At 62.1% G+C, this 26,558-nt stretch carries 25 protein-coding genes; 19 read left to right on the top strand and 6 right to left on the bottom strand.

Annotated elements, in window-relative coordinates:
- Positions 1-26 precede the first annotated feature (26 nt).
- Together ACI2KS_RS19630 and ACI2KS_RS19625 are read right to left on the bottom strand one after the other, a co-directional pair.
- Entirely contained in the window at positions 27-347 is a 321-nt protein-coding gene (locus ACI2KS_RS19630; protein WP_404622654.1) for a 2Fe-2S iron-sulfur cluster-binding protein, read from the bottom strand.
- A 37-nt stretch (positions 348-384) separates the two neighbouring features.
- A complete protein-coding gene (locus ACI2KS_RS19625; protein ID WP_404622653.1) occupies positions 385-1,665 on the bottom strand; it encodes an MFS transporter in 1,281 nt (426 codons plus the stop codon).
- Positions 1,666-2,043: 378 nt separating this feature from the next.
- Between ACI2KS_RS19625 and ACI2KS_RS19620 the strand changes: the two genes are divergently transcribed.
- From ACI2KS_RS19620 to ACI2KS_RS19595, 6 genes are all read left to right on the top strand, one after another.
- Positions 2,044-2,286, top strand: a complete 243-nt coding sequence (locus ACI2KS_RS19620; RefSeq protein ID WP_404622652.1) for a ferredoxin — start codon at positions 2,044-2,046, stop codon at positions 2,284-2,286.
- A 70-nt stretch (positions 2,287-2,356) separates the two neighbouring features.
- On the top strand, positions 2,357-3,118 hold the full coding sequence (locus ACI2KS_RS19615) for an SDR family NAD(P)-dependent oxidoreductase (protein ID WP_404622651.1): 762 nt from the start codon (positions 2,357-2,359) through the stop codon (positions 3,116-3,118).
- A gap of 54 nt (positions 3,119-3,172) precedes the next feature.
- Positions 3,173-4,114: a VOC family protein gene (locus tag ACI2KS_RS19610; RefSeq protein ID WP_404622650.1), complete on the top strand. Its 942-nt coding sequence runs from the start codon at positions 3,173-3,175 to the stop codon at positions 4,112-4,114.
- Position 4,115: 1 nt separating this feature from the next.
- Positions 4,116-4,997, top strand: a complete 882-nt coding sequence (locus ACI2KS_RS19605; protein WP_404622649.1) for a fumarylacetoacetate hydrolase family protein — start codon at positions 4,116-4,118, stop codon at positions 4,995-4,997.
- Positions 4,994-6,625, top strand: a complete 1,632-nt coding sequence (locus ACI2KS_RS19600; protein WP_404622648.1) for an MFS transporter — start codon at positions 4,994-4,996, stop codon at positions 6,623-6,625. Before ACI2KS_RS19605 ends, ACI2KS_RS19600 begins: the two co-directional genes overlap by 4 nt.
- 82 nt (positions 6,626-6,707) lie before the next feature.
- The gene (locus ACI2KS_RS19595) at positions 6,708-7,526 is read left to right on the top strand and encodes an IclR family transcriptional regulator (RefSeq protein ID WP_404622647.1); all 819 of its coding nucleotides are present in this window, start codon (positions 6,708-6,710) and stop codon (positions 7,524-7,526) included.
- A 24-nt stretch (positions 7,527-7,550) separates the two neighbouring features.
- On the opposite strand, the gene ACI2KS_RS19590 is transcribed toward ACI2KS_RS19595, so the two are convergent.
- Together ACI2KS_RS19590 and ACI2KS_RS19585 are read right to left on the bottom strand one after the other, a co-directional pair.
- Positions 7,551-8,741, bottom strand: coding sequence for a thiolase family protein (locus tag ACI2KS_RS19590; protein WP_404622646.1), 1,191 nt, complete (start codon positions 8,739-8,741; stop codon positions 7,551-7,553).
- Entirely contained in the window at positions 8,741-9,139 is a 399-nt protein-coding gene (locus ACI2KS_RS19585) for a Zn-ribbon domain-containing OB-fold protein (RefSeq protein ID WP_404622645.1), read from the bottom strand. Before ACI2KS_RS19585 ends, ACI2KS_RS19590 begins: the two co-directional genes overlap by 1 nt.
- A gap of 143 nt (positions 9,140-9,282) precedes the next feature.
- Here ACI2KS_RS19585 and ACI2KS_RS19580 point away from each other — a divergent pair, with 143 nt between their 5' ends.
- The 4 genes from ACI2KS_RS19580 (at position 9,283) to ACI2KS_RS19565 (ending at position 13,189) form a co-directional block, all read left to right on the top strand.
- Complete coding sequence (locus tag ACI2KS_RS19580) at positions 9,283-10,017, top strand: SDR family NAD(P)-dependent oxidoreductase (protein ID WP_404622644.1); 735 nt, start codon at positions 9,283-9,285, stop codon at positions 10,015-10,017.
- On the top strand, positions 10,014-11,003 hold the full coding sequence (locus tag ACI2KS_RS19575) for a fumarylacetoacetate hydrolase family protein (RefSeq protein ID WP_404622643.1): 990 nt from the start codon (positions 10,014-10,016) through the stop codon (positions 11,001-11,003). The genes ACI2KS_RS19580 and ACI2KS_RS19575 overlap by 4 nt, the downstream gene beginning before the upstream one ends.
- Positions 11,004-11,125: 122 nt before the next feature.
- Positions 11,126-12,535, top strand: coding sequence for an aromatic ring-hydroxylating dioxygenase subunit alpha (locus ACI2KS_RS19570; RefSeq protein WP_404622642.1), 1,410 nt, complete (start codon positions 11,126-11,128; stop codon positions 12,533-12,535).
- Between the two features lie 48 nt (positions 12,536-12,583).
- Positions 12,584-13,189 carry an aromatic-ring-hydroxylating dioxygenase subunit beta gene (locus tag ACI2KS_RS19565; protein ID WP_404622641.1) on the top strand — a complete coding sequence of 202 codons (606 nt, stop codon included), beginning with the start codon at positions 12,584-12,586 and terminating at the stop codon, positions 13,187-13,189.
- 1,139 nt (positions 13,190-14,328) lie between these two features.
- Here the strand turns inward: ACI2KS_RS19565 and ACI2KS_RS19560 are convergent.
- Entirely contained in the window at positions 14,329-15,072 is a 744-nt protein-coding gene (locus tag ACI2KS_RS19560) for a DUF2889 domain-containing protein (RefSeq protein ID WP_404622640.1), read from the bottom strand.
- 120 nt (positions 15,073-15,192) lie between these two features.
- On the opposite strand from ACI2KS_RS19560, the gene ACI2KS_RS19555 reads away from it, so the two are divergent.
- Positions 15,193-15,993: an SDR family NAD(P)-dependent oxidoreductase gene (locus ACI2KS_RS19555; protein ID WP_404622639.1), complete on the top strand. Its 801-nt coding sequence runs from the start codon at positions 15,193-15,195 to the stop codon at positions 15,991-15,993.
- Between the two features lie 42 nt (positions 15,994-16,035).
- On the opposite strand, the gene ACI2KS_RS19550 is transcribed toward ACI2KS_RS19555, so the two are convergent.
- Positions 16,036-17,679 (bottom strand): ATP-dependent acyl-CoA ligase, encoded by a 1,644-nt coding sequence (locus ACI2KS_RS19550; protein WP_404622638.1) that lies wholly within the window; start codon positions 17,677-17,679, stop codon positions 16,036-16,038.
- A gap of 183 nt (positions 17,680-17,862) precedes the next feature.
- On the opposite strand from ACI2KS_RS19550, the gene ACI2KS_RS19545 reads away from it, so the two are divergent.
- The 8 genes from ACI2KS_RS19545 to ACI2KS_RS19510 all read left to right on the top strand — a co-directional run bounded on the left by ACI2KS_RS19545 (position 17,863) and on the right by ACI2KS_RS19510 (position 26,549).
- Positions 17,863-18,612 (top strand): TetR/AcrR family transcriptional regulator, encoded by a 750-nt coding sequence (locus ACI2KS_RS19545; RefSeq protein ID WP_404622637.1) that lies wholly within the window; start codon positions 17,863-17,865, stop codon positions 18,610-18,612.
- A 368-nt stretch (positions 18,613-18,980) separates the two neighbouring features.
- Complete coding sequence (locus tag ACI2KS_RS19540) at positions 18,981-20,060, top strand: amidohydrolase family protein (RefSeq protein ID WP_404622636.1); 1,080 nt, start codon at positions 18,981-18,983, stop codon at positions 20,058-20,060.
- A complete protein-coding gene (locus tag ACI2KS_RS19535; protein WP_404622635.1) occupies positions 20,060-20,929 on the top strand; it encodes a fumarylacetoacetate hydrolase family protein in 870 nt (289 codons plus the stop codon). Before ACI2KS_RS19540 ends, ACI2KS_RS19535 begins: the two co-directional genes overlap by 1 nt.
- Positions 20,926-21,831 (top strand): 3-hydroxyacyl-CoA dehydrogenase, encoded by a 906-nt coding sequence (locus ACI2KS_RS19530; RefSeq protein WP_404622634.1) that lies wholly within the window; start codon positions 20,926-20,928, stop codon positions 21,829-21,831. Before ACI2KS_RS19535 ends, ACI2KS_RS19530 begins: the two co-directional genes overlap by 4 nt.
- A complete protein-coding gene (locus ACI2KS_RS19525; RefSeq protein WP_404622633.1) occupies positions 21,828-23,003 on the top strand; it encodes a thiolase family protein in 1,176 nt (391 codons plus the stop codon). The genes ACI2KS_RS19530 and ACI2KS_RS19525 overlap by 4 nt, the downstream gene beginning before the upstream one ends.
- Positions 23,000-23,527 (top strand): carboxymuconolactone decarboxylase family protein, encoded by a 528-nt coding sequence (locus ACI2KS_RS19520; protein WP_404622632.1) that lies wholly within the window; start codon positions 23,000-23,002, stop codon positions 23,525-23,527. The genes ACI2KS_RS19525 and ACI2KS_RS19520 overlap by 4 nt, the downstream gene beginning before the upstream one ends.
- A 243-nt stretch (positions 23,528-23,770) precedes the next feature.
- Entirely contained in the window at positions 23,771-25,045 is a 1,275-nt protein-coding gene (locus ACI2KS_RS19515; RefSeq protein ID WP_404622631.1) for a cytochrome P450, read from the top strand.
- Positions 25,046-25,241: 196 nt separating this feature from the next.
- Positions 25,242-26,549 (top strand): amidohydrolase family protein, encoded by a 1,308-nt coding sequence (locus tag ACI2KS_RS19510; RefSeq protein ID WP_404622630.1) that lies wholly within the window; start codon positions 25,242-25,244, stop codon positions 26,547-26,549.
- Positions 26,550-26,558 lie beyond the last annotated feature (9 nt).

Genomic DNA, 26,558 nt, shown 5'->3' with positions numbered 1-26,558 from the left:
GACGTATTCGGGATCGCGGCAAGCGATCAGTATTGCGATTCGGGCAGGCGCAGGAGCAAGCCGTCGAGGGCGTCGCTGACGATCAACTGGCAGGTCAGGCGGCTGTTGTCGGTTCGACCGCAGGCGTACTCGAGCATGTCCCCTTCAGCGTCTTGCGCAGCCGGCACGCGATCGAGCCAGGCGTCGTCGACAAAGGCATGGCAGGTGGCGCAACTGCAGGCACCGCCGCAATCGGCCTGCAGGCCCGGCACGTTGGCGAAGTTGGCAGCCTGCATCACCGACTGGCCGACTTGCGCCGTGACGCGGTGCTCGGTGCCGTTGAACTCAATCAGGGTCAGGGTTGGCATGTGGGGCATCCTTTATGTTGTTTTTGTCGTCAAAGGGTCAGGGTTGAGCGAGCATGGGCGCGTGCTGGAAACGCGGAGCGCGGCCCAGCGCCAGCAGCAGCACGGGGCCGATCAGGCAGCAGGCCATGCAGTACACCAGCATCGCCGAGTAGTCGCCGGCGCGGCTGAGCATGAAGGCGAACAGCAACGGCGCCAGCGCCGAGGCCACGGTGTTGAGGCCTTGATGCACGCCGAACAGGCGGCCGTATTCACGCAGGCCGAAGTAGCGCGCCACCAGGAAGGCTGCGATGTCGAACTCGGCGCCGGCACCGAAACCGACCAGCATCGCCGCGAACAGCAACGCCTGGAAATCGCTGCTGCCACCCAGGTAAATCATGCAGCCCACAGCGGGCAGCATCAGGCTGCAGGCCGCCACACCCGGTGGCCATAGACGGTCCAGCAGATAGCCGATCAGCATCCGCCCGAAAATCAAAGAAACGCCGAAGCCGCTGAAGATCATTCCGGCGTCGCTGGCGCTCAGCCCTCTGGACTGCAGCAGCGGAATGGTGCTGGTGACCATGCCGACCACCGCCGACACCACCAGCGACAGCGCCAGGTTGCAGATCCAGAATTTGCCCGAGCGCATGCCCTGGCGAAAGCTCATTCCGGGCAGGGTCGACAATTGACTATCGCCATCCCCGGGCCGGGAAGTGTTTTCGACCCCAGTCACACCTGGCAGGCGAAACCACAGCAGGGTCAGTGGCAGGAGCACGACCAGGTTGAGGATGGCCAGGATCACGAAGGCGGCGCGCCAGTCCCACTGTTCGATACCCCAGGTCATCAGCCTAGGCACGATCGCGGCGGTCAGGCCGGTGCCTGAGAGTCCGACCGCCAGCGCCAGGCCACGGTTGCGTTCATACCAAAGGCTGAGCAACTGGGTCCAGGTCACCGCCAGTGTGCCCATGCCTACGATGGGTAGCAGCGCAAAGGCCAGGTACATCGACCAGATGGACGAGGTCAGTTGCGTGGTCGCAAGGTAGCCAAGCACCAGCAATAGCAGCGACACCACCGTGACGCGCTTGATCCCGTAGCGCAGGTTGAACCAGCCCACCAGTTGCAGCGAGATCACCGCGCCGCCAAACAGGAAGGTGATGCACGCCTGCAACTCGGGCTTGCTCCAGCCGAAGGCCTGATTGAGCGGAAGGACCAGGGTGCCGAAACCGTAGAGCAAGGCGGCGTTGATACTGACGGCGACCCCGGCGACCGAGAGGATGAGGATCTTCCAGGCGTTACGGAATTCCGTGAAATCAATTGCCGCTTCGCTTTTGGAAGGGGTCATGTTTTGGCTTCCTTATTGGTTTTGTTGAGCCAAGCATCGCCGCAGGGTCGGGTGAATGACAGTGCGCGGCGTTCTGATCCGAGAATCGAATGCAGAGCCGAGAATAAGGCAGCCAAGTGGCACTGTCCAGCCATCGAAGCGGCATGTATGGGGAGATTCTAGACATAAAACCGTTATTTGTTCAGTAAATCAGCTTCAGCAGTGCGCTGTAGGCTTTCCGAAAACCCATGCTGCGCCAGGGCGAAATGTCCAGAAGGCTTCAGTTGGCCCGTTGCAGGCCAATCCGATCGTCGGAATCGCGACGTTAATATGAAATATTTACACATGCATTGAAAGTGTTCATTATTGGCCCAGCTGAGCCGACAAAGGAGACAAGAAATGAGCCCAGAATCAGAAAAAGCACAATTCAAAGTCGTGGCCGATCGTTCCCGCTGCTGCGGCTACGGGCTTTGCGCTGCGATTTGCCCCAGCATCTACAAGCTCGATGGCGATGGGCTGGTGTACCTGGACGATGATCATGTGCCGCCGCAACTGCTGGAAGAAGCCCGTGAGGGCGCGGCTGCCTGCCCCGCAGAGGCCATCTGGCTGGAGCCCCTGGATTCTCCCGAAAACGCCGCGTGATGATTTGCCCGTGACCGCCTGCGCGGTTGCCGCTCGATGACGCTATGCGAATTTTTTTGAGGATCAAGGGATGACAGCTCGTTTGCAGGACAAAGTGGTTCTGATTACCGGAACCGGCGGCGGTCAGGGGCGCGTGGCGGCCCTGAAGTTCGCCCGCGAAGGCGCGATTGTGGTTGGTTGTGACACCAACGCCGCCGCCCATGAGCAAACCGCTGCATTGCTGCAGGCCGAGGGTTTGCAACTCTATGGCGCAGCGCCGGTGGACCTGGGTGACCCCGCGCAGGCCAAGGCCTGGATCGACGCCGCCGTCGAGCAGCACGGCCGCATCGACGTGCTGTACAACAACGCGTCGGCGGCCAAATTCGGGCCGGTGAATCAGCTGTCCATCGAGGACTGGCAGTTCACCATGCGCAACGAAATCGACTTGCTGTTCTACACCACAAAATACGCCTGGGACCACCTGGCCGAGCAGCGTGGGGTGATCATCAATATCTCCTCCACCGCAGGCTGGGGTGGCTCCAAAGTCGCGGGCATCAGCGCCCACGCCGCTGCCAAAGGCGCGGTCATTGCCTTCACCCGGCAACTGGCGGTGGAGGGCGCTGCGGTTGGCATTCGCGCCGTCAGCATCAGCCCCGGCTTCATCGCCACGCCGGGCACTGCGGCATTCATGGAAAATCCGGCGATACGCGCAGCGCTGCTCGATGGCGTGCTCATGGACCGCCCCGGAGAGCCGGAAGAAGTGGTGGCCATGGCGCTGTTCGTGGCGTCCGCCGAGGCTTCATTCATCACCGGCTCAGACATCGTGATCGATGGCGGACTGCTGGCGGTATGACCCTGGCGCGGCACACCCATCGGCTCTTCAAACAAGAACAACAGGTGCATTCACATGGACATCATCGGTATTGGTTACCTGGGCTTCGAAACGCCCAGCCTCGACGCCTGGCGTGAATACGGGCCACAGGTCATGGGCTTTGCTGTAGCGCCATCGCCTGAAAGCGACAGTCAGTCGCTGTACTTCAAGATCGACGATCGTCGTCACCGCTTCGCCTTTCATCCCGGCAAGGTCGACCGTCTGGCCTACATCGGCTGGGAGGCCCTGGGGCGCCAGGCGTTCGACGCTGCGATCAAGACATTCGAAGCCAACAACGTCGAAATCACCCGTGGTGACGCTCAGCTGTGTGAACGCCGCGGCGTGCGTGAGCTGATCCGCTTTCGCGACCCGGTCGGCTATCAGCATGAATTGTTCTATGGCCAGAAATGGACCCCGCGTTCGTTTTTCCCAGGCCGCCCCCATGGCGGTTTCCTGGCCAACGAGCGCGGCGCTGGCCACGTGGTGGTGATCACCCCTGAATACACCGACGAGCTTGAGGACTTCCTCACCCGGATCATGGGCTTTCACTGGTATGGCGCCGGCGCAGGCAAAGGCCGCACCGGGTTTTTCCGCTCCAGGCTCAACCACCACACCAGCCACGACATTGCCTATGGGCATGGCGTTGGACGTATGGGCGTGCAACACGTCGGCTTGTTCGTCAACAGCATTCGTGACGTTGGCGAAACCTACGACATCGTCAACAAGCGTGAGCTGCAGATGATGATGACCCTGGGTCAGCACACGCAGGACCCGCACCTGTCGTTCTACCATTTCACGCCGTCAGGGTTTGCCTTCGAAACCATTGCCGAGATCGAGCCGTGGCAAGGCGACCCGTTTGAACTCAACCCTGAAAAACTAAGCCTGTGGGGCCACGAAATGGTCGGTCCGATCCTGGGCCCCAGTGTAAAGACGCCCGAAGAAGTCCTGGACCCCGAGTACCTGGCGAGCAAGCGCTGAGATGCGCCTGATCAGGGTCGAGCATCGCGGCGAATGCTTCTGGGCGGTGCTCGACGCCGAGGCGAATTTCCTGCAGCGCATCCGTGCACCGTTCGCAGAATGGGCAGGCGGCCGCTCCACACAGGGCCTCGAAGCGTTCAGTCCGGACAAGATCGGCATTGCCCTGGCCCAGTGCCGCGTGCTGCCGCCGCTGGAGCCTGGGGCCCGAGTGTTTGGTGTCGGGCTGAACTACCTCAGTCACTTGCAGCGCCTTGGCAGCGTCGCACCGGAACACACGCTGGCCTATATCAAGCCGGAATCGGCGCTGGTGGGCGCCCATGACGACATCCAGTACCCGGCCCTGACCGCGCAACTGGACTACGAGGTCGAACTGGTGGCGGTCGTCGGCCGGGCGTTGGGTGACGAACCCCGCGCCAGCGACTGCCTGCTGGGCTATACCTGCGGCAATGACGTCAGTGCCCGGGATGCCGGCAAGCGCATCGGCCGGCTGGATCTGCTCACGCAAAAAGCCATGGACCGCACCACCCCGGTCGGGCCCTGGGTGGTCACGCTCGATGAGTTTGGCAGCGCTCAACCGGCACTGGACATCGAACTGCGCGTCAACGGCGAGCGGCGCCAGTTAGACAACACCCGGCAGATGATTTTCGCCCTCGACGAACTGCTCAATTACCTGGATGCGCGCATTTCCTTGCGCCCGGGGGATCTGGTGTTCACCGGCTCCAGCCATGGCGTGGGCCTGGAGGATGGGCGCTTCCTGCAGCCGGGTGACCAGGTCGATGTGCGCATTGAGGGCGTGGGCACACTGAGCAACCGGGTCAGCGAGCCACGCCGTCTGAGCCCGGCCCGCGCCGTGGGCAGGCTTGGCGAGCCGCTGCCCACATGAACGACATGAGCCGGCCCGGCGGCGAGCAGCATGCCCCGCTGCAACCCCCTGCATCGGCCTGGGCGCCACTGGGCAACCGGCGCTTTCGCTGGCTGTGGTGCGGTGGGGCGATGGTCAATCTGGCGATCTGGATGCAGACCGTGGGCGCCGCCTGGATCATGACCTTGTTGTCCACCTCGCCGTTGATGGTTTCGCTGGTGCAGACCGCCATCGCGCTGCCGGCGTTTCTGTTCGCGTTGCCAGGCGGGGTGATTGCCGACCTGGTGGACCGCCGCAAATGGCTGGCCATCACCCAGAGCATCATGCTGCTGGCGGCCGTTGCGCTGGCCGGACTGTCATCCCTTGACCTGCTGACGGCCGAGTCGCTGCTGCTGTTTACCTTTCTGTTGGGCACCGGTAGCGCATTGAGCATGTCGGCGTGGATGGTCACCATTGTCTCGGTCCTGCCCCGCGATCAGGTGCCTGCCGCGGTGGCGCTCAACGGGATATCGACCAACGCGGCGCGGGCCCTTGGCCCGGCCATTGCCGGAGGGTTGATTGCCTGGTGGAGCGCAGGTTCGGTGTTCGTGGTGATCGCCGTTTGCCTGGCCCTGGTGATCGTGCTGGTCTCGGTATTCACCCCGCATCAGGCACCCGCCAGCCTGCCCAAGGAGAGTTTCGGCGGTGGGCTGCGCAGCGGTGTTCGCTACATTCGTCATTCCAGCGTACTTACCAGTGCCATGAAACAGGTGTTTGTCTTCACCCTCAGCGCCAGTGCCCTGTGGGCGCTGATGCCGCTGGTGGCCAAGCACGAACTGGGGCTCGACGCCGGCGGCTACGGTCTGCTCATGGGGTTCCTGGGCGCCGGGGCGGTGGTCGGGGCGTTCAACCTGACGGCGCTGTATCGACGCTATGCGCTGCGAGTGCTGATCATGGCCGGCGCCATCGGTTTCGCTCTGGCAACGCTGACTGCGGCGCTGTCCCATAGCCGGGTCCTGGTGTGCGCGATGTTGATGGTGGCCGGGATGTCGTGGATGGCGGTCAATGCGACGATTTCCACCGTTGTGCAGACCTGCGCGGCGAACTGGGTGCGGGCCCGGGTGGCGTCGGTCTATCTGTTGATGCTGATGGGCGCCATGGCCATTGGCGGCGCTGTCTGGGGCGCGTTGGCCGAACGTATCGGGCTGCAACAAAGCCTGCTGCTGGCGGCCCTGACCCTGGTGCTTGGCTTGCTGCTCACGCGCGGCGGCAAGCTGCAGCTGGGTCAGGAGGCCGACTACGCCATGGTCTTGCAACCGACCGACCGCTTGTTGCTGCCCGAGTCGACGCGCCCGGGCCCGGTGTCGATCGAAATCACCTACCGGGTACCGGCCGCTGATCGCCAGGGGTTTGTGCAAGCGGCCTACGCGGTGGGTCAGGCGCGCCGTCGCAACGGCGTGCAGCACTGGCGGCTGTACTGCGACCTGGATGACAACGATCACTACATCGAGCGTTTCATCGTTGAGTCCTGGCTCGATTACCTGCGCCAGGAATCGCGCCAGACGCGGGCCGATCAGCTGCAAGAGGCCAGATTGAGCCAGTATCGGGACGTCGGGCAGAGCTCACGGCGATACATCCATCAACCCGGCATCAGCCCCGAACAGAAATAGGGTTTTGTTTCGATACTAAACTTCTAATACCTAACTGTTCTCAGGTTAGAATGGCCTTCCAAACGTTCGCTCGGTATTCCCGATGGCCAGCCCCAAGATCGACAACTCCACACCGTCCGCCACAGACACCGTTGAAACCGCTGACGGCCAGAAAGGCGCGGTGAGTGTCAAGCCGGTGTCCAACGCCATCCGCATTCTGCGTCACTTGAGCCAGGCGGGCACCCCGGAGCGCTCGGTCGATCTGGCGCGCATCCTGGGTATCAACCCCAGTACCTGCTTCAACATCCTGCGCACCCTGGTGATGGAAGACGTGGTGGATTTCAACCCGCTGTCCAAGCGCTACTCGGCCGGGCTGGGTCTGGCGCGGCTGGTGGAGCAACTGGTGACCCAGGGTCAGCGGGTGCAGTTTGCCAAACCGCTGCTGCAGGACCTGGCAGCACGCTTGCGTGTCACCGTCACGTTGTGGCGCCGAATGGGCGCCGACCGCATTGTCATTGTCAGTTCCGCCGCCAGCCCAACCGATGTGCGCATCGACATGGCCGAAGGGCAACGCCTGCCCATTCTGATGGGCGCCAGTGGTCGGCTGTTCGCGACCCAGGTAGACATGGACGAGGCGCGGGTCAGGGAAGGGTTCGACGCCATTCGCTGGGCCAGACCCTTGCCGATGGAGGTCTACCGTGACGAAGTGGCCCTGGCTGCCGAGCGTGGCTGGGCAGTGGATGACGGCTATTTTTCGGTGGGGATCCTGGCGATCGCCGCGCCGGTCTACTCACCGGCCGGCAACATCGACTTCACCGTCTCGGCCGTGTTGTTTCGCGGGCAGCGCGATGAGCATGGCATTGAAGACATCGGTCGGGCGCTGGTGGAATTCTGCGCCGAGCTGGGCAAGGTGCTGTTTTGACAGACCTGGCCCGCCGCTGCGCCTTCAGTCCCTGACCAACAGCAGGCTGCCGCCGAGCGGGCCACCACCGGCCGCGACCGCTGCCACATCGTGGGCTCTGGTCTGCCGTCCTTCGGCGCGGCCCCACAGCTGCAGGCAGGCTTCATGCACATAGCCAAGCCCATGAGTGCGGCCACCGGACAACTGCCCGCCATTGGTGTTGATCGGCAGTGGTCCGTTCAGGGCAATGCGCTGGCCGCCCTCGACGAACGCGCCGCTTTCACCGGTCGGGCACAGCCCCAATGCCTCCAGCCAGATCATCGTCAGAATCGAGAACCCATCGTACAGCTGCGCCGAGCCGACATCCGCTGCGGTGTAGTCGGTACGCGCCCACATCATCCGCGCCACATCGAAGGCGGCCATCTGCGTCAGGGAAATCTGGTCCCACGACCACGGCTGATCGAGTGCCGCGCCCATGGCTTCGATACGGATCGGCTGATGCCGTGTGTCGCGCGCAGCATCCCGGCGCGAGAGGACGATAGCGGTGGAGGCATCGCAGTGCACATCGCAATCGAACATGCGTAGCGGCGAGGAAATCATCCTCGAGGCCATGTAGTCATCCATGCTCATGGGCGTGCGGTAGATCGCCTTGGGGTTGCGCTGGGCATTGGCCCTGCAGGTCAGGGCGATCTGTGCCAACTGCTCGGGCCGCGTTCCGTATTGGTAAAAGTGCCGTTGCGCATAAAGCGCCATCAGGTTGATTCCCGAGTGCACGTTGAACGGCGTGAACCATTGCCAGGCATGGCTGCTGTCGCGGCCCACGGTCTTGGCACTCAAGGCGCCTGCCTGTTTGTTGTGAACCCTGGCCGAGGCCTCGGTGATGGTGCGGAACACCAGCACGTGGCGGCACAACCCGGCGGCGATCGCCATTGCGCCGTTGATCATGCCCGCCAGCGGGCCGGGCCCCTCGTAGCCTGCGCCAAACCAGTTGACGTTCAGGCCCAGCGCGCTTTTCAGTGCGCTGGGGCCGACCGGGGAAAACGGGTCTCCATTATTGTTGTCGCCCGGCCAGCAGGCCACGCCGTCAATGTCTTCGCGGGTCAGGCCTGCGTCGTCGATGGCTTCCAGGCATGCCTCGAGCGTCAGGCGCATGGCCGATTTGTTCGAAGGCCTGCCGACCTCTGACTGACCGATGCCGGTGATGGCGACCTGTTTTTCGTAGCGATGATCGAACATCATTGATCCTTCTCGAACAGGGGAATCCAGACGTCTTCGTGATGCTCGAAGATAACCTTCACGCGCATGCCTATCGCCACCGACTGCGGGTCGCAACCGACGATGTTGCTGACGAAACGCAGGCCCGGTTGCTCGATCAGCTCAACGATCGCCACCACGAACGGCACCTCCAGGCCCGGCGTCCACTGCTGATGGTTGATGGTAAAGCTGGCCACCGAACCCTTGCCGCAAACCGGGCGCGCAGCGACGTCGAAACTGGTGCAGCGAGGGCACATGGGCGAGGGCGGGTGAAAGAAGCGGGCGCAGCGCTGGCAATGATGGATCAGCAATCGGCCCTGCTCACCGCCTTGCCAGAAGGCACGGTTGTCGTCAGTCAGGGCAGGCAGTTTTCTGGACATGGGCGTGCGGATCCGCTGATTTTTGATTGATGTGAGTCAACCTGCTCACAGTATCATTTGTACATATTTTTAAAAAGTGTCATATATTAATCGGAATCTCGCCCCTTGAAGGGTGCGCTCAACAACAATAAGAGGATTTCGCGATGTCCAGTTCATCCCAGGACCAGGCATTTCAAGGTACGTCTCTGGAAGGCAAAGTCATTGTCGTTACCGGTGGCTTCGGCGTGCTTGGCAGTGCACTGGGTCAGCAATTGCGCGCGCAGGGTGCCCGTATCGCCTTGCTCGACCGGGCAGACCCGGCCACCGCAGGCATCGTCAACGACCAGACCATCCTGGCCCTCGGCGGCGTAGATCTGACATCGGTCGAATCGGCAACCGCAGCCCTGAAGCAGACAGCTGAACACTTTGGCCGTATTGATGGCCTGGTCAACGTCGCCGGCGGCTTTGCCTGGGAGACCGTTGAAGGCGGCAGCCTGGCCACCTGGGATCACCTCTATCAAATGAACCTGCGCACTGCGGTGGTCGCCTCGCAGGCGGTGCTCGAGCACCTGTTCGCCGCTCAAGCGGGGCGCATCGTCAATGTCAGCGCCCAGGCCAGCCTCAAGGCCGGGATGGGCATGGGCGCTTACGCTGCGTCCAAGGCCGGCGTCGCGCGCCTTACCGAAGCCTTGGCCGAAGAGCTGAAGGACCGACACATCACCGTCAATGCGGTGCTGCCGAGCATCATCGACACCCCGACCAACCGCAAGGACATGCCGGACGCCGACTGCAGTCGTTGGGTCAGCCCTGTGCAGCTGGCCGCCGTCATCGCCTTTTTGCTGTCGGACGCGGCGCAGGCGGTGACCGGCGCCTGTCTGCCCGTGAGCGGCCGGGTATGAGGCTGGTCACTTTCACCCGCGGCGACGGGGTCGAGCGTGCTGGCGCCTTGCTGGATAACGACCAGTTGGTCATTGACCTGCAAGCGGCACACCGTCACGTTCAGGGTGGCGAAAGCGCGGCCTTGAGCAGCGTGCTCAAGCTGGTCGAGGGCGGCGAAGACGCGTTGCAGCTGGCCCGCACCTTGCTGAGCAAGTCGCCGAGCGCGGCGATCATCCCGCGCAGTGACGTCAGGCTGCGGGCACCGATCCAGCCACCGCCGCAGATGCGCGACTGTTCGTGTTTCGAGCTGCACCTGCGCCAGGCCTTCGCCGCCGCGCGCAAGGCCCGGGCGTTGCGTAGCGATGATCCTGAGGCGACGCTCAAGGCGATGAACACCCGTGCCGACGACCGCGTCATCGAAACCTTCAACCGCCAGCCGATCTATTACAAATGCAACCGCTTTGCGGTGATCGGTGCCGACGACGAGTTCCTCTGGCCATCGTTCAGCAAGGCGCTGGATTTCGAGCTGGAGTTTGGCTGCTACATCGGCAAGAAGGGCAAGGACATCTCCCGCGACAAAGCTGGCGAGCATATCGTTGGTTTTACCATTTTCAACGACATGAGCGCCCGCGACGCTCAGGCCGCAGAGATGCCCGGCATGCTGGGCCCGGCCAAAAGCAAGGATTTCGACACCGCCAACATCATGGGGCCGTGCCTGGTGACCTGCGACGAGCTGGGCGATCCCTACGATCTGGACATGGTCGCCCGGGTCAATGGTGAGGAGTGGGGCAGAGGCAACACCCGGGACATGCGCTGGCAGTTCGAGGACGTCATTGCCCACGTGTCACGCTCTGAAACACTTTATCCAGGGGAGTTTCTCGGCTCGGGAACGGTGGGCAACGGCTGCGGCCTGGAGCAACTGCGCTACCTCAAGCCCGGGGACCTGGTGGAGCTTGAGGTAGAGGGCATCGGGATCTTGCGTACCCAGGTCGGTACCGTGCCGTGAAAACGCCTCGGGGGCACAAGCCTTTGCCGTTGAGTCAAACGATTTCCATGTACATATTTCTTTAATCTGTCTTATATTCAACCGGCTCGACGTAGCCGTGACACCCTGATCTGGAGGCCAATATGCTAACAAGAACAAGCCCCGTACTGTCCGATGGAACCAAGGTCGCCGACCTGATCTACCCGTCCACCCGTGAAGTGCAGATGCGCGTGCTGTCTGACCGCGAAATCTATGAAATCGAGATGGAGAAAATCTTCGGCAAGATCTGGGTACTGCTGGGCCATGAATCGGAGATCCCCAACTCCGGTGACTTCATGGTCCGCGATCTGGGTTCTGACTCGGTCATCGTTGCCCGCGACAAGGAAGGTGCGGTGCATGTCACCCTGAACGTCTGCCCGCACCGTGGCATGCGCATCAGCACCGCCGATTGTGGCAACACGCAGATTCACAAGTGCATCTACCACGGTTGGGCATTCCGTCCCAACGGCGACTTCATCGGCTCGCCGGTCGACCGCGAATGCATGCACGGCAAGATGCTCGCCAAGGAAGACCTGGGCCTGAGAAAAGCCCGGGTCACCCTGTATGGCGGGCTGGTGTTCGCCACCTGGAACATCGAAGGGCCGTCGTTCGACGAATTCCTCGGCGACACCAAGTGGTATTACGACATGCTGTTCCAGCGCACCGACAAAGGCATGGAAGTGCTCGGCCCGCCGCAGCGCTTTATCGTCAACGCCAACTGGAAAACCGCGGGCGAGCAGTCGGCGGCCGATGGATTCCACACCCTGACCCTGCACCGCTGGTTGGGCGAAGTGGGCAACTACGCGAAGAAGGACGAGAACGGCCAGAGCGCCGACCTGAGTCCTGAAATGTATGGTGTGGAAATCAGCTCGCCCCACGGCCACGCGCTGCGCTGCATCGATCTGGCACGCAAGATCAAGCGCCTGACTGGCCTGGACCCGGAAACCCTAAGCGTCCAGGAGAAACTCCTGGCGCTGCCACCTGCCGGCATGACCGCCGACATGGTCGAACAACTGGCGCGCAATCTCAGCGAAGACCAGCTCAAAGTGCTGACCAGCATGCCGCCGCAAGTGGGCGGGATGTTTCCCAATATCCTCTTCGGTTTCGTCTACATTCCACAGCCGGACGGCACGGTGGTCGGTTCCATGACCCTGCACGCCTATGTGCCGCAAGGGCCGGACAAGCTGGAGTTCGTCAACTGGATCTTTGCCGAGAAGGATGCGCCGCCCGAGCTGCGCGAGAAGATGCTCAAGCAGACCATTCAACTGTTTGGCACCTCCGGCATGGTCGAGCAGGATGACTCCGATACCTGGCCACACATGACCCTGGCCGCCAAGGGCGCGATGGGCCGCAAGAGCACGCTCAAGTATCAGGCCGTGTTCGAAACCGGCGCGCCTGAAGGCTGGCCTGGCCCGGGTATCGTCAATGAAGGCTTCACCAAGGACGACACCCAGTGGCACTGGTGGCTGCACTGGCACGAACTGATGACCGCGCCGGTCGACGAGCCTCGGTAAGGGCTTTTGCCTGATCAACCCCACAACAATAAATCCGGGAATACAGTCATGTCTGAAGCTCAATTGGCGGACCGACCGTCGCTCGAAGTCCAGCAACGCAGCGCCGAACACGTGCAGCCCGGCTCGCCGCTGGGTATCAAGCGCGTGCCGGTCGGGGCGCCGGTGTACAACGCGGTGGTCACCTTTCTGTATGAGGAGGCGACGCTGCTCGATCAGATCCGCCTGCAGGAGTGGGTCCAGCGGCTGGCCACCGACCTGATCTACACCGTGCCGCTGCGGCACACGCGCACCGCTGCCGAACTGTCCACCAGCATCGTGCGCAGCGTGCAGCATTACCACGATGACTATCGCTCCATCCTGGGACGGGTGCTGCGGCTTTCCGGCAAAAGCGCCTGGGCCGAAGACCCGCCATCACGCACGCGACGCCTGGTGACCAACGTGTTCGTCGAAGAAACCGACAAGCCTGACGAGTTCGTGGTCACCAGCTACCTGCTGCTGACCCGCAACCGCTTCAAGGATCACCACGTGGACATCATCAGCGGCGAGCGACGTGACGTGCTGCGAGTCGACGGCGACAGTTTCAAACTGGCCCGACGCGAAGTGATCCTTGACCAGGCGGTGCTGGGCACGCCCAATCTGGCGGTGTTTCTCTAGACGCTGGCTGCGGCAACGTCTATCGTTCCCACGCGGAACGTGGGAACGATCACTGTCACGGCTTGCCGGTGGTGGCGTACTGGAGGTCGCTGCCGCCGGCAAGCCGGACGGCTACAGAGGCCGCGTGCGTGCAGAAATCCGGGTACCCCACCAACCCCCTGATCGTTCCCACGCTCCGCGTGGTAACGCCGCCTTCGACGCTCCGCGTCTGCCGCCCGGTGACGCAGAGCGTCAGGCTATGCATCCCCACGCGGAGCGTGGGAACGATCACCATGACGGCTTGCCGGTAGTGGCGGGCTGGAGGTCGCTGCCGCCGGCAAGCCGGACGGCTACATAGGCCGCGTGCGTGCGCAAAATCCGGGTACCCCACCAACCCTGATCGTTCCCACGCTCCGCGTGGTAACGCCGCCTTCGACGCTCCGCGTCTGCCGCGGGGTGACGCGGAGCGTCAGACGATGCATTCCCACGCGGAGCGTGGGAACGATCACTGTCACGGCTTGCCGGTGGTCGCGTACTGGAGGTCGCTGCCGCCGGCAAGCCGGACGGCTACAGAGGCCGCGTGCGTGCGCAAAATCCGGGTACCCCACCAATCCCCCTGATCGTTCCCACGCTCCGCGTGGTAACGCCGCCTTCGACGCTCCGCGTCTGCCGCCGGGTGACGCAGAGCGTCAGACGATGCATCCCCACCCAGAGCGTGGGAACGATCACTGTCACGGCTTGCCGGTGGTGGCGGGCTGGAGGTCGCTGCCGCCGGCAAGCCGGACGGCTACAGGGGCCGCGTGCGTGCAGAAATCCGGGTACCCCACCAACCCCCTGATCGTTCCCACGCTCCGCGTGGTAACGCCGCCTTCGACGCTCCGCGTCTGCCGCGGGGTGACGCGGAGCGTCAGGGGATGCATCACCACGCGGAGCGTGGGAACGATCACTGTCACGGCTTGCCGGTGGTGGCGGGCTAGAGGTCGCTGCCGCCGGCAAGCCGGACGGCTACAGGGGCCGCGTGCGTGCAGAAATCCGGTACCCCACCAACCCCCTGATCGTTCCCACGCTCCGCGTGGTAACGCCGCCTTCGACGCTCCGCGTCTGCCGCGGGGTGACGCGGAGCGTCAGACGATGCATCCCCACGCAGAGCGTGGCCACGATCAGACCCTGCCTGCCAGCCACTCCCGGTCCGCGGCACAGAGCACGTCATTGCTGACCACATCCCAGGTCGAGCCTTTGATCCGCAACGCCTGTGGCGCCCGCGCGGTCTGCTGGCTGTAACAGCGACCGGTGCTTGAGGCGTGGCTTTGGCTGTCCAGATTGTGCGTCTTGCCAATCGAGATCATGGTGCAGCGACGCAGCAGCAGGGCCGCTTCGGCAATGTCAGGGGTCAGGGTGCTCAATGCCCAGCGCGCCATGCCTTCGCGTATGTTGATACCGGTAAACGGCTCGGGGCCTTCGATGATCGGTCCGTGGGTCGACCATTCGAGCATCACCTGCCCGTTGAGCTGCAGAACCGGGCGTGTCCTGCCTTCAACGCGCATCGGCACCTGGATGTCGTAGCGCCGTGTCTGGGCAGGGCGCAGCGCCGCCGCAACGGCCAGCCCCGCGAGATCCAGAAGATGGGTACATTGGTGCTGTGCGTCGGTCTGCCGCGTGACCGAATGGGCGATGGGCGACAACGCCATGCCGATCAGCTCGCGCAGCGGATCGATGGCCTCAGGGCAGGCGGAGTAGGGGAAGCGCAACGCCTGGCCAGTGATGCCCTTGAGTTGCCCGTGCTCATGCAGCAAGCACACGCGGAAGTGATGAAAGTCGTCTTCCAGGGCGGCACGGACCTCACCATCGTTGCCATGAGCCCCAACGCTGGAAACAATCTCCACACGGCGGCGAAAAGTACTCATCCGGGATATCCTTTTTGTCTCAGGCTGATTGTTTTTATGAGGTATATTTGAACACTATATCTGATAATGTTCACTAAATGAGCGGCACATTTCCTGGAACAACTACAAGAAGGAACAACCATGGGCCTGTTGCAAGAACAAGTGGCACTGATCACCGGTGCCGGTGGTGGTATCGGACGCGGCGTCGCCCTGAGCTTCGCCAGGCAGGGGGCTGCGGTAGTGGTGGCCGAGCTCGACGAAGTCAGCGGCGCGGCCGTGGCCCAGGAGTTGCGTGATCTGGGCGCAAAGGCCTTGTTCATCAAGACCGACGTCAGCTGCAAGGCCGATATCGAGGCCGCCATCAATGCCGCGGTCAGCCAGTTCGGCGGCCTGGACATCCTGGTCAACAACGCGTTCGCGCCAACGCCCAACGTGCTGCTCGAAGACAAGACCGATGAGATGCTCGAGCGCACCCTCAACTCCACGGTCTGGGCTGCCTGGTGGTCAATGAAAGCCGCCTTGCCACACATGCAGGCACGAGGGGGCGGCAAGATCATCAATTTCTATTCGATCGACACCGAAGTCGGGGCCTGGCTGCATGGCGACTACAACACCGCCAAGGCAGCGGTGGTCGGGCTGACCCGCAGTGCGGCCTCGGAGTGGGGACGGTTCAACATTCGCGTCAACGCCATCGCGCCCACGGCCATGGGGGCGACGTTTCACAAGCTTGCCGAAGAGAACCCGGGGTTTGCCGAGATGTCTGCCGGGCTCCGCCCCCTCGGACGGTGTGGCGAACCGGAGGCGGATATCGGTCCGGTGGTGGTGTTTCTGGCCTCGGAGATGTCACGTTTCGTGACGGGGGAAACCCTGCATGTAGATGGCGGCCTGCACTTGCCTGGCTACAACTCGCGGCCCAAGCACATCCCGGCACGGGAGTACTGATACAGCCAGCAAGGCGGCGTGCGTGGCACGCCGCCTGGGTGTTCAGCGTTTGGCGACCCTGATGTCCGTGTCATCCAGATCCCAGGTGTCGCTGGTCTTGCCTTCATCACGCAGCAGGTATTTCAGTACGCGGCCCTGCGGGTTCTTCGGCAAGCTGCTGCGAAACTCGATGTAGCGTGGCAGCGCATAGTACGGCACCGCGTCTGCCGCCCAGCGAAACAGGTCTTCGGGATCAAGTTCGACGCCCGGGTGCAGCACCGCAGTGACCTTGACGTCATCCTCACCCTTGTCCGACGGGACGGCATGCACGGCCACTTCCGACAGCGCAGGGTGGACAGCGAAGGCTGCCTCCATCTCGAAACTGGAGATGTTCTCGCCGCGCCGACGCAGGTAGTCCTTCTTGCGGTCGACGAAATAGAAAAAACCATCGTCATCGAACCTGCCCACGTCGCCGGTGTGGAACCACATGTTGCGCATCAGCTTGTGGGTGTCCTCCGGGCGGCGCCAGTAGCCCTGGAACATGATGTCCGGGCGCAGCGGCCGGACGACGATTTCCCCCGGCGTATTGGTGGGTACTTCCTGATCCTGTTCGTCGACGATGCGTACATCGAAATCGGCAATGCGCTTGCCCGATGAACCCGGCGCTGCGTGCTCCCCGGCCGCCAGCGAGGTGATCACGCACGCTTCAGTCAGACCGTAGCCGTTGCCGCCCACCAGCGGCGTGCCGAAGCGTTCGCGCCAGATTTTCTTGGTTTCCTCGGTGTAGGGGTTGCCGCGCGCGGTATGAATCTGGCCCTTGCAACGCAGCATCTCTGCGTTGTCCGGCGCTTGCGCGAGCAGGCCGCCCATGCCGCCGAGGATCGATGCGATGGTTGCACCCGAGCGCTCGACCTCCGGCCAGAAGTTGGAAACCGAAAAGCGCGGCAGTATCACTGCGCGGGCGCCGACCAGGATGCTGGCAATGATGCTGACGCACAGGGCGTTCATGTGGAACAGCGGCAGCGGGGTAATGGTGATGTCGTCTGCGCTGGCGGGGCCGGCGCGCAATTGCAGGCGCGCAAGGTTACACATGAAGTTATAGCTGATCATGCAGCCCTTGGAGGGGCCGGTGGTGCCGGAGGTGTAGATCAGGCAGGCGAGGTCCGACGGTTGCGGCTTGATGCTCTGTGGCGTGTCGTCGTGTCCGCGGTGCGCGTCCAGCGGTTCGATTGCAATGGGGCAGGCAGGCACCGATTCAGGTGGCTTGTCCGGTTGATGGCGATACAGCACGCGCTTGACGTCGTGCAGCTGCTCGGCAATGGCGGCAATACGTGGCAGGTAATCAGCTTCGCAGATCACCAGATGGGTGCCGGTATCGGCGATCTGATGCCTGAGGAACTCGCCCTTGAGCGCCGTGTTGATCGGCACGCTGACCGCGCCCAGCTTATTGATAGCAAGCCAGGTGACGACCGCATCGATGTTGTTGTCGAGCATGGTCAGCACTGTGGCACCGGTGGTGACGCCCAAGGTTGACAGTGCGTTGGCCATGCGGTTGGAAAGCTGATCAACTTCTGCGTATGTGTATAACCTAGAGCTGAAATCCAACAGAATCCTGTCTGGAGCCCTTGCAACGGCGCGCTCCAGTGCAGAAATTACCGTGTCTCTTTCGCCCACTGCCCAGGTTTCCGGATTCCCAATGCCGCTCATGTACTATCTCCTCTTTTGGGGCATTGCCTGAAGCCTATACCCGGATATTATTTTGATTAGAGAATTCCATTCTAAATACAAATTTAGTAAATGTCTTTAGCGAGAAGTTGAACAAATTACCGGTTAAATGCTTAATTCCTATGCTAACGTGGCCCATCGAATTGTCTACGAGTCTTTACCTTCATGCCTAAACAAGCCAACCAGCTGGCGGAGACCGCAGCACCAAAGCCCGCTGCGGTCACTAAAAAGAAAACCCCGGCCCCGGTGAAAAAAGCCAGAACAGCGGGCAAGGCGGGTGCCGAGCTGGCAAATGGTGCCAACGGTGCAGCGCCTGTCAGCAAGGTCAAGCCCAATCGCCGCTCCGAGGAGACCATCTCCAATATCCTGGCGGCCACTGAAGAGGTGGTGTTGCAGTCGGGTGCCGATCGAATCTCGATTCTTGACGTGTGCAAGGTCGCGGGCGTTTCCCGCGGTACGTTCTATCGCTATTTTTCCTCCCAGGAAGACCTGCTCGACACCTTCTCGCGGCACAAGCGCGACAGCTTCCATGTCGCACTCAGCGCGGCCTTGAGCCATATCGAAGAGCCGGAGGCGCGCCTCAACGCGCTGTTCGTGTACCTGGATAATTACCTGGAGCAGAGCCGCGCCCGACGCTTGCTGGTAGTCGCGCCGGATTACGCTCTGGGCTTCTTCCGACGGATTTTCCACGACTCGATCGTGCGCTTTCAGGATGTGCTGAACATCGTTTTCGACGACTGGGACGAAAAGCTCGGCGTGCGTCTGGATCGCGAGCTGATCTGCGAGATGATCATCCGCTACGTGCTCAGTGAGATTCTGGTTCCAGAAAGCGCCAGCCGCCGCCTGTTGCCGGTCAGGGTCAAGAAGCTTACGGCGGCACTGATCATGGGCTCGACATCCCGTACCCGCCGCTGACCGATGAGTTAGACAGTTCTCGAACAAACAAAACCGGGTCCCCCGTGCAGGGGGATCCGGTTTTTTTTCGCCTGTAAATTGCCAGCACCTCGGTTTTACTGACGATTGTATTCGGTCTTGCACCCCCGTTCCTGATCCGTTGAGCGCTCTGTTCCGGCCGTTGTGGTTCATCTGCAAAAATAAACTGAACACTATTTTGATTTATGCTCAATTTAATTTTATGCTTCGAACAGACCACGGTGCAGTCATCCCGGTTCACGGATTGATTCGCACGGGCATCAGGCTCGCCGTTGCGGGCTGTGCAGCGGTCATGCGCCACCCAGAACAATCACAAGAACCAGAAAGTTTTCCTCTCGAGGTCCCGGATTATGCTTATCGATCTTCACGCCCATGCTCCGCTCCCTGGCTATTACAACCAGCACCCGCATTGGGGGCCGTTCTTCGAGCAATGTGACGACGGCGATATCCGCCTGCGCGTCGGCAAATGGCAGCTGACCCTTGGCTCGCCAGAGCGCAAGGCTGCGGTGCGTGCCGGCAAAGGCCTGAAGCTTGAGGAATACATGGCCAAGTGGGCCGATCCGAAGGTGCGGCTGGCCGGGATGGACGCCGCGGGGCAGAACCTGCAAGTGGTTTCGGTGCCGTCGCACTGCTACATGTACTGGACCGAAGCTGAATACGCCGTGCCTTATGCGCGCACCGTCAACGACACCTTCGCCGAATATTGCTCCGCCGCTGCGGACCGTCTGATGTTCTGGGCCCACGCGCCGCTCAATGCACCCCAGGCGGCCGCGGTGGAGTTGCGCCGGGCATGCACCGAACTTGGGGCCAAGGGGCTCTCGGCCGGTGGCGCCAACTTTGGCGGCCTGGAGTTCGATTCCCCTGAGCTGGATGTCGTCTGGAAGACCCTGTGCGACCTCGACCTGCCGATGTTCATCCACGGCTATAACCAGTCAGTGACCTGGGGCGACCGGGCCAACGAAGATCGCTACGAAACCACCGCAATCGTTGGCATGCAGTACGACGAGACACGCTGCTTCTGGAACCTGATCTGTGGCGGTGTCCTCGATCGCTTCCCGGACCTGAAGGTGTACATCACCCATGGCGGTGGTTATGTGCCTTATCAGCTGGGTCGCCTGGCGCAGACCAACAAGAATCTGGATGTCGTGCACAACAAGCGTCCGGTGCTCGATTACATGAAGAACTTCTACTTCGACGTCGAGTTGCATGAACTGCCGATGCGTCAGGCGCTGATCGAGGTCATCGGTGCCGATCAGATGGTCTACGGCAGTAATTTCGGCGGCAGTGATGCGGTGCGTCATGACCTGACCCACGGCCTGAAGCTCAGCGATGCCGACCTGCAGAAAATCCGTTGGCAGAACGCTTGCAAGTTGCTCCACCTGGATCCGGCCAAAATCGGCCAGGTTTCTGCGGTCAAGGAAGCCGTCTGATGAAACTGGCTCGCTGTTCCTATTTCGACAGCGGCGTGTTCTGGGCGGTGGTCGACGTCCAGCAGGACATGGTCACGCCCATCGCCGGTGAGTTCAGCAGCTGGGCACCTGTGGTGGCGCGCGGTGCCGGGATAAGCGCATTGCGCTTTTCCGGGCCGCCGCTGGCCTTGTCCCAGGTGACGTTGCTGCCGCCCATCGATCCGGTGAACCGGGTGGTGGTGGCCGGGGCGAACTACGCCAAGCATCTGGTCGAATTCGGTTTGTCGGCGCCTTCGCAACCCATAGCCTTTCTCAAGGCGTATGGCGCATTGATCGGGGCCAATGATCCGATTCGCTTTCCGCCGCTGACCGACGAACTGGACCATGAAGTCGAACTGGTGGCGGTGATCGGCAGCGATGCTGTCGACCTCGATGACCCGTTGGCCTGCGTGCTGGGCTACACGGTGGGCAATGACGTCAGCGCCCGGGACCTGCAACGCAGCGGACCGAAAGGGATCGGCATGGACCTGTTTGCCGCCAAGAGCCAGGACAAGACCACAGGGCTCGGCCCCTGGGTCGTGACCAAGGATGAGTTTGCCCAGGGCTCACCCGGGCTGCGTCTCACGCTCAGGGTCAATGGCCAGCTGCGCCAGGACGGCAACACCGCCGACATGACCTGGGACGTCGGCGAGCTGATCGCCTTCGTTCAGCAACGCTCCAGTTTCGCCTGTGGCGACGTGCTGTTCACCGGCTCCCCAGCCGGCGTCGGCATGGGCACCGGGGTGTTCCTCAACCCCGGTGATGTGGTTGAAGCAAGCATCGAAGGCATTGGCACCTTGCGCAACGTCGTGGGTGAAAAGTCACCGGTCAAATCGAAGGTGCTGGCATGAGCATGGATAAGAACAACAAAGTAGTGGTGGTCGGTGCCGGGCTGATGGGCACCGGGATCGCTCACGGGTTCGTCAGTGCCGGGCTGCATACGGTGCTGGTCGATACCAACCCCCAATCGCTGGTCACTGCCCGGGCCGCCATCGAAAGCATTCTGAAAACCGGTGTCGGCCTGGGCAAGGTCACAGCGCAGCAGGCCGACGCGTCCATGGCCAGACTGAGCACTGCCACCGACCTGAGTGCCGCCGCCGACGGCGCCAACTGGCTGGTGGAAACCGTGTCCGAGCAGTTGGCGATCAAGAAGGCCATCGTTGCTCAAGCGGCGCCGTTGATGGCCCCCGATGCGATCATCGCCACCAACACCTCGGCACTGAGCGTGACGGAAATTGCCGCCTCGGTGCCGAGCGCCGACCGGGTGATCGGCATGCACTTTTTCAACCCCGTGCACAAAATGAAGCTGGTGGAGTTGGTTCGTGGCCTGGCCACCAGTGACGAAACCGTCGCCCGCACCCGTGACCTCTGCGACGTGATGGGCAAGACCTCGATCATTGTCAACGAATCGCCCGGGCTGACCACCAGTCGCATGTCGGCCATGCTCGGCAATGAGGCCATGTACATGCTGCAGGAAGGCATCGCCAGTGCCGAAGACATCGACACCGCACTGCGCATGGGCTTCAACCATCCGATGGGGCCGCTGGAGCTGGGCGACCTGACCGGTTGGGATACGCGCTTGGCGGTGCTGCGCTATCTGCATCAGACGCTGGGCGAGAAATTCCGCCCGTGTCCGTTGATCATCAAAATGGTCGCGGCGGGGCGTCTGGGGCGCAAGACCGGGCATGGCGTGTACCGCTATGAAGACAACAAAGCGGTGCCGGGCAGTGGTCTGCGAGCGAGCGTGCTATGAGGGAGATCGTGATTGTCGATGCCTTGCGTACGCCTGTCGGACGTTTTCGCGGCAGTCTGGCCGGGGTACGGGCCGACCACCTGGGCTCGCTGGTGATCAGCGCCCTGGTGGAGCGCAATGATCTGTCACCGGCGGCAGTGGATGACGTGATCTTCGGCTGTGTCACGCAGATTGGTGAGCAGTCGGCCAATATCGCCCGCACGGCGTTGCTCGGCGCCGGTTGGCCGGTGAGCATTCCCGGGCTGACCCTGGACCGCAAATGCGGATCGGGCGAAGCCGCCGTGCATGCGGCGGCGGGTGCCATTGCCACCGGCATGGCTGATGTGGTGGTGGCCGGCGGCGCGGAAAACATGAGCCGCGTGCCCATGGGCAGCAACCGCGACCTGCATGGCGAAGCGTTTGGCTGGATGGCCAGTGAACGTTATGAACTGACCAGCCAGGGCGAGGCGGCAGAACGCATTGCCGACAAGTGGAACCTGAGCCGCGAAGCACTGGACGATTACGCCTTCTCCAGCCACCAGCGCGCGGCCACGGCCAGCGATGCGGGTTATTTCGACAGCCAGTTGGTGCCGGTCCCGGTCCAGGCGTTGCGCGAGAAGAACCTGACCGACCCGGCCGCTGCGCTGACAACCGACGAAACTATTCGCCGGGACACCACGCGGGAAAAGCTTTCCACGTTGAAAACCAGTTTCCGCCCGGACCACGGCAGGATCACCGCGGGTAATGCGTCGCAGATTTCCGATGGCGCTGCTGCCTTGCTGATCATGGATGCCGAAGCTGCGCGCAGGCATGGGCTCAAGCCGCGCGCCCGGATCGTTGCCTTTACCACAGTCGGCACGGACCCGACGCTGATGCTCACCGGGCCGATCGAAGCCACCGCCAAGGTCCTGAAGAAGGCCGGGCTGCACCTCAACGACATCGACTTGTTCGAGGTCAATGAAGCCTTCGCCTCGGTGCCCTTGGCCTGGATGCAGGAGACCGGCGTCGGTCACGAGCGGCTCAACGTCAATGGCGGCGCCATTGCTTTGGGCCATCCATTGGGGGCCAGCGGCGCCCGGCTGATGACCACCTTGCTCAATGAACTGGAGCGTCGTGGCGCGCGTTACGGGCTACAGGCGATCTGCTGTGCCGGCGGCCTGGGCACCGCGACCATCATCGAGCGTCTGGATTGAACGCCGGGCAGGGCAGCGGGACCTCTCGATTGCCGCCGGTGCCTCTGGACCGATTGCCGGGGGAGTTGCGTGCGGCCATTGACCGCGCCCTGGCCAGCCGGCTGTTGAGCAACAGTCTGCCGGTGCAGGTCTGGGCGCATCGGCCCAAGGCGGCGCTGGCCTGGCTGGGGCTGATGGAAAGCCTGCACGATGACAGCCTGCTCGATGAGCGTCTGCGCGAACTGGTGCGTCTGAAGATTGCCAGCCTGACCCAGTGCCAGGCTTGTCAGCTGGCGCGCAAGTCCGATCAGGTCGATGAGTTGGACATTGCCTGTATTGCCTCCGACAGCGAGCACTTCAGCCCCGCCGAACGAGCTGCGCTGAGCTTCGCCGATCTGTTTGCCAGCGATTACCAGTCCATCGGCCAGGCGCATTTCGAACGACTGGCGGTTTATTTTGAAACGGCACAGATTGTCGAATTGAATCTGTATTGCGCACTGATGCTGGCAGGCGGGCGCATGACCTATGTGCAACAGGCGTATTAGAGACGGAAATAGAAGGTTACGAGCCAGATACGCAAATTACGTTCAAATATTTCGACTTTGCGCCTAGACTCCAGCAGCCCATGCGCCATCTGCCGACAACGATGGAGCTGCCCCTCCCTGTAGCTGCGTGGCTCGCCGGCGGGGGTATTTTCAAGACTTCACCCGCCAGTAAGCGGGGCTACTCCAGCATCATCGGCGCCTTGGCGCAATCGCTAACAATGAACAATAAGAAAGGAGATGATCATGTCCGTCCAGGCCACCAGTAACCTGAACAAGGAGTTCGCCAACGTCGCCAGCAATTACCGTGGCAGCGACGTTGACCTGCAAGCTGTCTATGCACAGATGCGCCAGACCTCACCGATCATGGAAGGCAACTTCATGGCCGGGCTCGGGGTCCCCTCGATCGCGGGTCTGGACCCCAATCGCCCGACCTTCACCCTGTTCAAATATGACGATGTCATGGCGGTGATGCGCGATGCGAAAAACTTCACCAGTGGTTTCATCGCCGAAGGCCTGGGGGCGTTCTTCGATGGTCTGATCCTGACTGCGATGGACGGCGAAGCGCACAAGAACATCCGCAACCTGCTGCAACCGGTGTTCATGCCCGACACCGTCAATCGCTGGAAGGAAACCAAGATCGACCGGGTGATCCGCGAGGAGTACATCAAGCCGATGGTGGCGGCCAGATCCGCTGACCTGATGGAGTTCGGGCTGTACTTTCCGATCCGGGTGATCTACGCGCTGATCGGCTTCCCCGAAGACAAGCCCGAGGAGATCGAACAGTACGCTGCCTGGGCCCTGGCGATTCTCGCCGGCCCGCAAGTCGACCCGCAAAAGGCCGCCGCTGCCCGTGGCGCCGCCATGCATGCGGCCAAGGCGTTGTACGACGTGGTCAAGGAGGTCGTGGCCGAGCGACGCGCCAAGGGTGCCAAGGGCGACGATCTGATCAGCCGGTTGATCCGCGCCGAATACGAGGGCCGCTCGCTGGACGACCATGAAATCGCCACCTTCGTGCGCTCCCTGCTACCGGCGGCCAGTGAAACCACCACCCGCACCTTCGGCACCTTGCTCACCCTGCTGTTACAACACCCGCAGACCCTGGAGCGGGTGCGCAATGACCGCAGCCTGGTCAACAAGGCCATTGACGAGGCCGTGCGCTACGAGCCGGTGGCAACCTTCAAGGTTCGCCAGACCGCACAGGACACTGAGATCCGTGGCGTGCACATCCCCAAGGGCGCGATGGTGCAGTGCATCGTGTCGTCGGCCAACCGTGACGAGGACGCTTTCGAAAACGCCCATCTGTTCGACATCGACCGCAAGCCCAGGCCCTCTTTTGGTTTCGGCTTTGGTCCGCACATGTGCATCGGCCAGTTCGTGGCCAAGACCGAGATCAACTGCGCGATCAACGCCATTCTTGACCTGCTGCCCAACATCCGCCTGGACCCTGACAAGCCTGCACCGGAAATTGTCGGGGCGCAGCTGCGCGGTCCGCACCAGGTGCATGTGATCTGGGACTGATCGGCATCTGAGCGCAGGCCTGTTGGCAGGAACCCGCGACCCTCAGGGGCGCGGGTTTTTTGTGGGTTCCGATTTCGCGGCGCGTGCTACTGGTTTGAATTTATATGAACACAATCAAATAAAGTGTTTAATTAATGCTGACTGTGATCTATGATTCAGGCACAACAACAAACAACCCGTAGCAAAGGGAAGAACAATGAAAATTGAAGATCTGATTCTCGTCAGCGTCGATGACCATGCCATCGAACCGCCAGATGCGTTCGCTCGTCACATGCCGGCCCGCTTCAAGGGTCGTGAGCCGCATGTGGTGAAAAGCGGTAATCGTGATGTCTGGGTGTTCGAAGAGCAGGCCACCGGCTACATGGGCCTGAACTCGGTGGTGGGTCGGCCCAAGGAAGAGTACGGCATGGAGCCGCTGGGTTATGACCAGATGCGCCGTGGCACCTGGAACATCAAGGACCGCGTCGATGACATGAGCGCCAATGGCGTGCTCGGTTCGCTGTGCTTCCCGACGTTCCCCGGTTTCGCCGGTCAACGCTTCCAGGTTCACGCTGACCGTGATGTTTCGCTGGCGGCGATCCAGGCTTACAACGACTGGCACCTGCACGACTGGTGCAACGCCGCACCTGGCCGCTTCATTCCACTGATGCTGGTGCCATGGTGGGACATGCAGGCGGCCGCCGCCGAAGTGAACCGCATGGCCCGCCAGGGCGTGCACGCCCTGTCACTGTCGGACAACCCGGCGATCCACGGCTATCCCTCGATCCACAGTGACTACTGGGACCCGTTGTGGAAAGCCTGTTCGGACAACAAAGTGGTCATCTGCTGCCACATCGGCACCGGCGTCAAAGCCAACCACGCATCCGACCTGTCGCCGATCGATGCCTGGATCACCTCGATGCCGATCTCGATCGCCAACTCCGCGGCGGACTGGATCTGGGCGCCAATGTGGAAAAAATTCCCGGACCTGCGCATGGCGTTGTCCGAAGGCAGCATCGGCTGGGTGCCTTACCTGCTCGAGCGCGCCGACTTCACCCACCGCCATCACAACGCCTGGACCAACTCCAACTTCGGCGGCAAGATGCCCAGCGATATCTTCCACAAGCACATCATTACCTGCTTTATCGAAGACAAGTTCGGCCTGCAGAACCTCAGTTTCATGAACGAGGACATGGTCACCTGGGAGAGCGATTATCCGCACTCGGACTGCACCTGGCCGGAGTCGCCGGAAACCGCGTGGGACGGCCTCAAACACCTGCCTGAACACACCATCAACAAGCTGACCCACCTCAATGCCATGCGCGAGTTCTCCTACGACCCGTTCGCCATTCTGGGGCGTGAAAACTGCACGGTCGGCGCCCTGCGTGCACAGGCCACTCACGTCAAGATCGAACCTGCGCTGGGCCTGGGCGGTGCCGATCACGGCCGCGAAGATGGCAAACCGGTGACCTCCGGCGACATCAACGCGATGTTCGAAAAAGCCGACGCCGGCACCGCGCTCTAAAACGCGCGC

The organism is Pseudomonas sp. NPDC087358 (assembly GCF_044900785.1).
Classification (GTDB): Bacteria; Pseudomonadota; Gammaproteobacteria; order Pseudomonadales; family Pseudomonadaceae; genus Aquipseudomonas.
This window is presented reverse-complemented; position numbering and strand designations above follow the sequence as displayed.